Genomic DNA, 8,962 nt, shown 5'->3' with positions numbered 1-8,962 from the left:
GTAAGGCAACGGACTTTGACTCCGTCATGCCTAGGTTCGAATCCTAGATCCCCAGTTTTTTCAGATTACGATAAAGGGAGCCATTAGCTCAGTTGGTAGAGCACCTGACTTTTAATCAGGGTGTCGTAGGTTCGAGTCCTACATGGCTCACCATTGTTTCTAACGGAAACGCGGAAGTGGCTCAGGGGTAGAGCATCGCCTTGCCAAGGCGAGGGTCGCGGGTTCGAATCCCGTCTTCCGCTCCATTCATGAATCAGAGCGAGAACTCAAAGGGTTTGCCGAAGCATAAGCTTCGTTAGGACCGCTTCACAGTCTTGGAGCGTAACGGAGAGTATCCCATCTCCTAGCGCATAGGAATATGGTGAAGAGGAACCTGACTGGTCTCGGTCGAATATAGTTAATGGAGTCTGGTTTGATATTTAGTAAGCGGAAGTGGCTCAGGGGTAGAGCATCGCCTTGCCAAGGCGAGGGTCGCGGGTTCGAATCCCGTCTTCCGCTCCATCATGAGTGAATTTAACTCATCATGCCGGTATGGCGGAATTGGCAGACGCGCGCGACTCAAAATCGTGAGGGAAACCGTGGGGGTTCAAGTCCCTCTACCGGCATTGAATAACGGGACGTAGCTCAGCTTGGTAGAGCACCTGGTTTGGGACCAGGGGGTCGCATGTTCGAATCGTGTCGTCCCGACCACTTTAAATTTAATGCGGGTGTAGTTCAATGGTAGAACTCCAGCCTTCCAAGCTGGTAGCGTGGGTTCGATTCCCATCACCCGCTCCATATCATGTTCCAGTAGCTCAGCTGGATAGAGCAACGGCCTTCTAAGCCGTCGGTCGGGGGTTCGAATCCCTCCTGGGACGTAAAACAGCCTCTCGCAAATGCGAGGGGTTGTTTTTTTTTGGTACGCCCAGCATGGGCGTCATCTTTAGGGTGAGAGTCCAGTCGGATGAGTTGCCCAAACACAATGAAATCCAAAGCCGCCGAAGGCTAACCCTGTAGACTCCAGTGGTCGCGGGCAGGCAGATGACGTTCTTATTTGGGGAGGCCTGCGGAATACGCGAAGTTAATTCGTAACCAGAGTCGGAAGGCTCTGCTGAATCCTCAGGAGTCAGCAGAGGCCATAGTACGCAAGTACGGGACGCCGGACAGCGGAAGGGCCGAACCGAAAGGAGAGAGGAAACCGATGCGTTCGCGCGGAGAGCAACGACAGCAGAATATCTCGCAAGAGAGCTTCCGGCAAAGAGCAGCGGTGAAGCCGCGAGGGTATGCCGAAGCGCCGAGCTCTTCGCCGGCACAAGTCTTCCCTTTCTCTCGCAAATCAAAGGACGACCTGCTGGAAAGGATGCTCGAAGGGGACAACCTACGGCTCGCTTACAAGCGAGTGGTCCAAAACGGAGGAGCCCCCGGTGTGGACGGCGTAACGGTAGTGGAGCTACAAGCTTACCTGAATATCCACTGGGAAACGGTGAAAGCCGAACTCCATAAGCGTGTGCTGAAACTGATTCGGGCTTACCTGAACGCCGGAGTCATGGAATAGCCCTATTTCGTAAAGGGGTTAGATCGCTCAGCCGAGTTAATAGAAATAACTTGTCTGCTGCACGGGTGTGTAGTAAAATACGTTCTAGTTGAATTGTTAACCTAATATAATTAAAATGAGGTTAACAATAAAACGGTTTAAGTATAGAGGGATGACCTATGAGTAAAGGATTGTTCGTTACCGGTACGGATACGGATGTGGGGAAAACTTGGGTGACAAGTGCGCTTGCTGCTGCGATCAACCGCAGATTGCGAGGCGTAAAACAACAAACGCTGCGTCTTTGGAAACCTGTGCAGTCCGGAGTTCGAATGGGTGAAGCCCAAGCGGATAGTTATCGGCTTGTACAGGGCAGCGGCGTTGGACAGCAGGAGTCGGACACGGTGACGATAACGCTTGAAGCGCCGCTGGCTCCGTGGATGGCGGCGAAGCGGGAAGGGAAGACGATTGACTGGAAAGCTCTGGTTCAGGAAGGACACCGAAGGCTGCAAGCCGACGGTCCGCTTCTGATCGAAGGAGCCGGCGGACTGATCGTGCCTTTGACCGAACGGCATTTGGTTGCTGATTTGGCCGCAGCTTTGGGCCTGCCGGTGCTGATCATAGCCCGCCCTAAGCTGGGAACAGTGAACCATACGCTGCTGACCGTAGAGTATGCAAGGCAGAGAGGGCTGCAGGTGGCCGGCGTCATTATGAACGGCTATGAGGATGAACACGACCCAGGCCTGGCAGAAAACCGGCGCATGATTGAAACATTCGGTCAGGTTCGGGTATGGGGCATGCTGCCTTGGAACGGAGAAAGTCCGCAAACCGATGCAGGGTGGTCAGCTTGGCGTGAGCTTTGGGTGGAGACTGTAGAGCACCGGATCGACATGCAAGCGGTTATGGAATACTTTTAGCGGACAAAAATAGTTCATTCATGCGGGAGGACAATTCGGATGTTGACATTGCAGACCAATTGGAACGAGCTGGCGGATAAATCCATTCGCGGCGAATTGCTTAATTTGAAGGAAGGGTTGTCGGTGCTTGAAGCCGATGATGACGAAGTCCTTGCCCTTATGCAGGCGGCGTTTAAAGTGAGAAAGCATTATTACGGGAAAAAAGTGAAGCTGAATCTGATCATCAACGCCAAAAGCGGGCTTTGCCCGGAGGACTGCGGCTACTGCTCGCAATCGATCGTATCGAAGGCGGCGATTCAAAAATATCCGCTGTTGGAGAAGGAAACGCTGGTAGACGGCGCCCGCAAAGCGATGGAGCTCAAGGTTGGGACGTACTGTATCGTGGCCAGCGGCCGCGGTCCGACGAATAAAGAGCTGGATCAGGTTGTAGAGGCCGTGAAAGAAATTAAGTCGACGATGCCGATGAAAATTTGCGCTTGCCTTGGGATTTTGAGCGAGGCACAGGCCGTTAAGCTGAAAGAAGCCGGGGTAGACAGGTATAATCATAATTTGAATACGAGCAAGCAAAATTTCTCCAACATAACAACTACTCATACATATGACGACCGGGTAGATACGGTGGAAAAAGCAAAAGCGGCAGGTATGTCTCCTTGTTCGGGCTGTATTATCGGCATGGGTGAGACGAATGAGGAAATTGTAGAGATGGCCTATGCTTTACGGGAGTTGGATGCGGATTCGATCCCGGTCAATTTCCTGAATTCGATCCCGGGAACGCCGCTGGAAAACAACCGTGAGCTGAATCCGCGCAAATGCTTGAAGGTCCTTGCTTTGATGAGGTTCATTTGCCCGACCAAAGAGATTCGGATAGCAGGAGGGCGCGAAGTGAATCTGAGGTCGTTGCAGGCGCTGGGACTATATGCGGCGAATTCCGTGTTTGTCGGCGATTATTTGACTACGGAAGGCCAAGAGGCGACGGCTGACCACAAGATGATTGAGGACCTTGGGTTCGAGATCGAGCTGTGCGCTCTGTAAGGTGGCGTTTGGAAATGAGGAAATCGGCTTGGCAGTGGATGCATACGGAACTGGAATCGCTGAAGGAGCGGGCCCAGTTCCGTTATTTAGTGGACTCGGAGCCGCAGGGACAAGGCTGGCTGCTGCGGGACGGACGGAGGATGCTCAATCTGGCCTCGAACGATTATTTGGGGCTGCAGCAGCGGAGCGGAATCGCTGATGCATGGATGGGAGCTGCCGCTTCGCGGTTGATTGTCGGCAATAACCCGGTTTATCGACGGTTTGAAGAGGAATTTGCCCGCTTTAAAGGCACGGAAAGCTGCCTGCTGTTCAGCAGCGGATACATGGCCAATGTCGGCGTCATCCCGTCTTTAATGGGACGCCACGACGTCGTGTTCAGCGATCGGCTGAATCACGCAAGCATTGTCGACGGCATTGTGCTTAGCCGCGCGGAGCATGTCCGGTACCGCCATCGGGATTTGGATCATTTGGAAACACTGCTCCGAAAAGCGGATACCGGCAGCAAAAAATTGATCGTTACTGATTCGGTCTTCAGTATGGACGGAAGCATAGCCCCTTTACGTGAACTGGTGGAGCTCAAGGACCGCTATGGAGCGATGCTGATGGTCGACGAAGCGCACAGCGGCGGGCTGTATGGAGAGCAAGGGCAAGGACTGGTACATGAGCTTGGGTTAACCGAACGGGTCGAAATCCAAATGGGCACGTTCAGCAAAGCCTACGGCGGATATGGTGCCTATATTGCGGGGGATGAGGTACTTAAGCAGTATCTTGTCAACAAGGCGCGCAGCTTCATTTATACGACGGCGCTGCCGCCTGCTGTCATCGAGTCCGTGAGGCTTAACTGGCTTCAGGCCCGAAAAGAGGAGTGGCGGCGTAAGGAGCTTTCGCGAAAGGCCGTCTGGTTCCGCGAGGCGCTGCGGCAGCGCGGATTCGATACGGGCGAAAGCGAGAGCCATATTGTGCCGCTACTGTTGGGAAGCAATGAGCGGACGGTGCGATTTAGCGAGAAGCTGCAGCAGGCAGGAATCGCCGCTGTAGCGATTCGTCCTCCGACCGTGCCGGAGGGAACGGCTAGAATACGTTTTACGCTGATGGCTACCCACCGGGACGAGGATTTGCAATGGGCGGTCGAGCAAATTGACAGGGCAGGACGCGAATTAGCTTAGGCTCGAGCCTATTTTTGGTATGGAAGTCGGTGAGAGAGATGGTAGACGTAACAAGACGCATCTTATGGATTCACGGCTGGGGAATGTCACCATGGATATGGGAATCATCCGTTCGCGAGCAATGGACAGGCCAAGGGATCGGGCATCATTTTTTTTCATATGCGGACTGCCATTCGATCGAAGCGTTCTATGAAGCCTTCGACCGGGTGCTCCGGGAAGTAAAGCCCGAAACGGTCGTCGGCTGGTCTATGGGCGGTATGCTGGCTGTAGACAGGCTGGCGCAACTGGCCGGCGAGATGGGAACGGCATTCGGGTCGTTAGGGATCAAGCGGCTTGTTGTGATCGGTTCGACACTCTGTTTTGTCAGTGCCGACCGGAAGCAGGGCTGGCCGAGGCGGATTGTAGAGCGAATGCTCGGCAAGCTGGAAACGGATCGGGAGCATGTGCTGCAGCAGTTTGCGGATTCGATGGTATCTGCGAATGAGCGTGCCGAAGGGAAGATCGTGGCAGCCTGTGAACCGGATTTCTCTTTGGAAGGCCTGAAGGCCGGGCTGAAGTATTTAATCGAAACCGATGTGACCGAAGCCTGGTCCAAGGCCCTGGTTCCCGTCTTCACTTCGGCAGGAGGCCGGATTCTGTGGATTCATGGGAGCGGGGATGCGATCTGCCCGGTTGGGGCGATGCCGGATGAAACGGAAGGGGTGCGGAGCGTGGTTCTCGAGGATACGGGGCATGTTCCGTTCTTGACGAGACAGGCTGCTTTTTACGAACATCTGAGGGGTTTTCTAGATGACGACAAGGATCGATAAGAGCAAGGTACGGCGGCATTTTGACCGGCACGCCGGAAGCTATGATCAATATGCGGTTGTGCAGCGGACGATGGCGGATCGTCTGCTGCACCTGGTTTTGAAGCGGAAAGCGCCGAAGAATGTAAGCCGCATTATCGAAATCGGCTGCGGTACGGGACTGCTCACCGGCAAGCTGCTTGACGCTTATCCGGAAGCGAGTGTGCTGGCCATCGATTTATCTCCGCAAATGGCAGAGCGCACGCGGCAGCGCTATGGGGATATGGCCGCCGGACGTCTGGAGACGTTTGTCGGTGATGCGGAGCCGCCGGGAAACGATGACGAGAAATGGGCGCCGACGGAGTACGGACAAGCCGATGTGATCATATCGAGCGCAACGTTTCAATGGTTTGACGAGCCGGGACGAACCATGAAGGCTTGGCTTGGGCGGCTCAAGCCGGACGGTCTGCTCGCGTTTGCCACGTTCGGGCCGCAAACCTTTGTAGAGCTGCATGAAGCTTTTAGAGCCGCGGAGCGCGAGCTTGGGCTTTCGAAGATGTCTCATGGACAAGACTTTTTAAGTCTGGCGGAGTGGAAGCGATTATTGGTCCAGAGTTCCGGCGGGCTGAAGCAAAGTTTTGCTTTTACCGGCCTGGAGGATATGGATGTGCAGACGTTCACGGATGTCAGGAGCTTCTTGTACAGTGTGAAGCGGGTAGGCGCAGGCAACGCCAATTCGGATTCCAGAGAGACACAACGTGCGGGACGGCGTCTTTTTGCGGAAATGGAGAAAAAGTATACGGAACGGTTTGCAGTGAACAACGGAGGGATTCGTGCGACATACCATCTGCTTTACGGCCTTTTCGGCGCCGAATAATCCAGCGTCGGGAAGGCTTCTTTTTGTACCACAGTATAGCGATTTGCCGATGATTGCCTTATAATAAATAGGTCAGGTCAACCCGCTGATCGTTAAAACCGAAAGCGCTTAAAACGTTTGAATGGGGTGTGAAGATGAATCTGTTTGATTTAACCGGAAAAGTGGCTATTGTTACCGGTGGTGCGGTCGGTTTGGGCGGAGGTATTTCCTTAGGGCTGGCCCATGCGGGAGCCGATGTCGTGATCGTCACCAGCAACGACCGCTCGCGCGAGGTTGAGCAGCAAATCCAGGCTATGGGGCGGAAAGCGCATACGATTGTAGCGAATCTGATGGATGAAAGCGTGCTCAAAAGCGTTGTGGACGAGACACTGTCCGTTTTCGGTAAAATCGACATTTTGGTCAACAACTCGGGCATTATTCGCCGTACGCCGGCCGCAGATCATTCCGCTCAAGACTGGCATGATGTGTTGAAATTGAATTTGAATACGGTCTTTTTCCTGTCGCAGCTTGTTGGCCTCGAAATGATTAAGCAGGGATCGGGTAAAATCATCAATATCGCTTCCATGCTTTCTTTTCAAGGCGGGATTCATGTTCCGGGATATACGGCTTCCAAGCATGCCGTCGCAGGCATTACGAAAGCGCTTGCCAATGAGTGGGCAAAATATGGCATTCAAGTAAACGCTATCGCTCCGGGGTATATGTCTACGGACAATACGGCTCCGCTTCGTGCGGATGAGGAGCGCAACGCGCAAATTTTGGGACGTATTCCGGCGGCGCGCTGGGGTACGCCGGAAGACCTGCAAGGCCCTGTGGTTTTCTTGGCCTCGCAGGCTTCCGATTATATGAGTGGTCATGTGTTATGCGTAGACGGAGGGTGGATGACGAGATAATGGCGACGAACAGACAAACAGGAGCTTGGCAGATGTTTCAACCTGAAGTCATCACTTTTGGAGAGTCGATGGCGCTGATGATTCCGGAGAACCCCAAAGGAATCGAATATGCCCAGCATTTTCAGGGGATGTTTGGCGGGGCGGAGGGAAATCTGGCGATCGGCATCTCCCGGTTAGGTCACCGTGCCGGGTGGTTCAGCCGTCTGGGGAAGGACCCGTTCGGACGGATGATCCTGAAGAGAATCCGCGGTGAAGGCGTAGACGTCTCTCGTGTGGAGCTGACTCCGGAAGCGCCAACCGGATTGATGCTGCGTGAAGACGTATCAGGTAAGCCGTCGGTGTACTATTACCGCAAAGGCTCGGCGGCCAGTACTTTGGGGCCGGAGCACCTGGACGAGGAATACATCAAGCAGGCGAAGTATTTACATGTTACGGGGATTACGGCGGCACTCAGCTCAAGCTGCCGCGAAGCCGTCAAGGAAGCGATCCGGATTGCCCGCAGGCATGAGGTTAAGGTATGTTTTGACCCGAACCTTAGGCTGAAGCTCTGGTCGCTTGATGAGGCGCGCGAGGTGCTGTTGGAGCTCGCGAAGGATGCGGATTATTTCCTGCCGGGATTGGACGAACTGAAGCTGCTTTACGAAACGGAGAGCTTTGACGAAATCGTCGCTCATCTGAGCAAGCTCAGGGCGGTTTCGATCGTCAAAGGCGGCAATAACGAAACGCTCATCGTCGAGCAAGGACAAGTCAGTTCGGTGCCGTATTTCAAAGCCGAGCGTGTAGTTGACACGGTGGGAGCGGGAGACGGCTTTTGTGCCGGCTTTATCGTCGGTTTGCTTAAAAACTACAGCTTGACGGAAGCGGTACGTCTCGGCAATCTCATCGGCTGTATGATCGTGCAGGTGGAAGGCGACTGGGAAGGAGCTCCGACATGGGAGCAGGTTGAAGCATTCTTGAATAATGAAAAGCATGTGGAGCGGTAGAAAGAAAGGGATGAGAGGGCAGGATGAAGAAAATTCAGCTGATGCAGCAGTTAGTGAATGAAGGCGTTGTCGCAGTGCTTCGCGGAGATACGCCTGATGAAGTGGTAGAGATGGCGGAGCAGGCCATTGCAGGCGGTATTAAGGTCATTGAGGTGACAATGACCGTACCATTCGCATTACAAGCGATTGAGAAGCTTGCGAAGAAGTATTCCAGCACGGCGCAGGATCCGGGTAAATACGCAATTATCGGCGTAGGTACGGTGCTAGACCCGGAAACCGCGCGAGCGGCTATTCTGAGCGGCTCCGAATTCGTCGTAGGGCCGACGCTGAATCCGGATACGGTCACGCTGTGCAACCGTTACCGGGTGCCTGTCATGCCTGGAGTGATGACGATCCAGGAGATTCAGCGGGCGCTGGAACTGGGAGTTGACGTGGTGAAGCTGTTCCCGGGCAATCTGTATTCGCCTGCGATGATCAAAGCAATCAAAGGACCGCTGCCGCAGGCAAACGTGATGCCGACGGGGGGCGTGTCTCTTGGCAATCTGGGCGAATGGATCAAAGCCGGCGCCGTAGCGGTCGGTATCGGCTCCGACTTGACTACGGATGCCGTGAAAACAGGAGACTACAGTCTGGTGGCTAAAAAAGCGGCACAGTATATCGAAGCTTACCGCGCGGCCAAAGGTTGAGCTAAAAACAAAGCAGGCCCTTCTCTTTCCATGCTCCGGCATGAAAGAGAAGGGCCTGCTTTGCTTAAGATATAGCTTACATGAAGTGAGGGTCCAGACAAGGACATAGGCTGCGG

At 54.1% G+C, this 8,962-nt stretch carries 8 protein-coding genes, 7 tRNA genes and 1 pseudogene; all 16 read left to right on the top strand.

The features are described from left to right. The first annotated feature begins 77 nt into the window (after window positions 1-77). Window positions 78-153, top strand: a tRNA-Lys gene (locus NR121_RS23500). A 17-nt stretch (window positions 154-170) separates the two neighbouring features. After that, window positions 171-245: transfer RNA gene (locus NR121_RS23495), tRNA-Gly, on the top strand. Window positions 246-426: 181 nt separating this feature from the next. Then, window positions 427-501, top strand: a tRNA-Gly gene (locus NR121_RS23490). A 24-nt stretch (window positions 502-525) separates the two neighbouring features. Next, window positions 526-605 (top strand) — tRNA-Leu (locus NR121_RS23485). 8 nt (window positions 606-613) lie between these two features. Next, window positions 614-690: transfer RNA gene (locus NR121_RS23480), tRNA-Pro, on the top strand. Between the two features lie 13 nt (window positions 691-703). Then, window positions 704-777: transfer RNA gene (locus NR121_RS23475), tRNA-Gly, on the top strand. A gap of 6 nt (window positions 778-783) precedes the next feature. Continuing rightward, window positions 784-857: transfer RNA gene (locus NR121_RS23470), tRNA-Arg, on the top strand. A gap of 323 nt (window positions 858-1,180) precedes the next feature. Beyond that, window positions 1,181-1,477: pseudogene (locus NR121_RS23465) on the top strand (group II intron reverse transcriptase/maturase); the annotation flags it as partial. A gap of 215 nt (window positions 1,478-1,692) precedes the next feature. After that, entirely contained in the window at window positions 1,693-2,427 is a 735-nt protein-coding gene (gene bioD / locus NR121_RS23460) for a dethiobiotin synthase (RefSeq protein WP_054820092.1), read from the top strand. Between the two features lie 39 nt (window positions 2,428-2,466). Continuing rightward, the gene (gene bioB / locus NR121_RS23455) at window positions 2,467-3,459 is read left to right on the top strand and encodes a biotin synthase BioB (protein ID WP_062409930.1); all 993 of its coding nucleotides are present in this window, start codon (window positions 2,467-2,469) and stop codon (window positions 3,457-3,459) included. A 14-nt stretch (window positions 3,460-3,473) separates the two neighbouring features. Beyond that, window positions 3,474-4,625, top strand: coding sequence for an 8-amino-7-oxononanoate synthase (bioF, locus tag NR121_RS23450; protein ID WP_054820093.1), 1,152 nt, complete (start codon window positions 3,474-3,476; stop codon window positions 4,623-4,625). Window positions 4,626-4,663: 38 nt separating this feature from the next. Next, window positions 4,664-5,434, top strand: a complete 771-nt coding sequence (locus NR121_RS23445; protein WP_054820094.1) for an alpha/beta fold hydrolase — start codon at window positions 4,664-4,666, stop codon at window positions 5,432-5,434. Then, window positions 5,415-6,287 carry a methyltransferase gene (locus NR121_RS23440; RefSeq protein ID WP_062409929.1) on the top strand — a complete coding sequence of 291 codons (873 nt, stop codon included), beginning with the start codon at window positions 5,415-5,417 and terminating at the stop codon, window positions 6,285-6,287. The genes NR121_RS23445 and NR121_RS23440 overlap by 20 nt, the downstream gene beginning before the upstream one ends. A 134-nt stretch (window positions 6,288-6,421) precedes the next feature. Then, entirely contained in the window at window positions 6,422-7,177 is a 756-nt protein-coding gene (gene kduD / locus NR121_RS23435) for a 2-dehydro-3-deoxy-D-gluconate 5-dehydrogenase KduD (protein WP_062409928.1), read from the top strand. After that, a complete protein-coding gene (locus NR121_RS23430; RefSeq protein ID WP_062409927.1) occupies window positions 7,177-8,160 on the top strand; it encodes a sugar kinase in 984 nt (327 codons plus the stop codon). The genes kduD and NR121_RS23430 overlap by 1 nt, the downstream gene beginning before the upstream one ends. Before the next feature lie 23 nt (window positions 8,161-8,183). Beyond that, window positions 8,184-8,846 (top strand): bifunctional 2-keto-4-hydroxyglutarate aldolase/2-keto-3-deoxy-6-phosphogluconate aldolase, encoded by a 663-nt coding sequence (locus NR121_RS23425; protein ID WP_062409926.1) that lies wholly within the window; start codon window positions 8,184-8,186, stop codon window positions 8,844-8,846. Window positions 8,847-8,962 lie beyond the last annotated feature (116 nt).

It is taken from the genome of Paenibacillus sp. Pae15 (genome assembly GCF_024519685.1).
Lineage (GTDB): Bacteria > Bacillota > Bacilli > Paenibacillales > NBRC-103111 > Paenibacillus_G > Paenibacillus_G naphthalenovorans.
Note: the sequence above shows the minus strand (reverse complement) of the source record. Positions and strands in the feature narration are given on the sequence as shown.

Excerpts from the sequence above, each read along its gene's own strand:
- NR121_RS23425 (WP_062409926.1), top strand. The coding sequence starts at position 8,184 with ATGAAGAAAATTCAGCTGATGCAGCAGTTAGTGAATGAAGGCGTTGTC.
- bioD (WP_054820092.1), top strand. The coding sequence starts at position 1,693 with ATGAGTAAAGGATTGTTCGTTACCGGTACGGATACGGATGTGGGGAAA.
- bioF (WP_054820093.1), top strand. The coding sequence starts at position 3,474 with ATGAGGAAATCGGCTTGGCAGTGGATGCATACGGAACTGGAATCGCTG.
- NR121_RS23440 (WP_062409929.1), top strand. The coding sequence starts at position 5,415 with ATGACGACAAGGATCGATAAGAGCAAGGTACGGCGGCATTTTGACCGG.
- bioB (WP_062409930.1), top strand. The coding sequence starts at position 2,467 with ATGTTGACATTGCAGACCAATTGGAACGAGCTGGCGGATAAATCCATT.
- NR121_RS23445 (WP_054820094.1), top strand. The coding sequence starts at position 4,664 with ATGGTAGACGTAACAAGACGCATCTTATGGATTCACGGCTGGGGAATG.
- kduD (WP_062409928.1), top strand. The coding sequence starts at position 6,422 with ATGAATCTGTTTGATTTAACCGGAAAAGTGGCTATTGTTACCGGTGGT.
- NR121_RS23430 (WP_062409927.1), top strand. The coding sequence starts at position 7,177 with ATGGCGACGAACAGACAAACAGGAGCTTGGCAGATGTTTCAACCTGAA.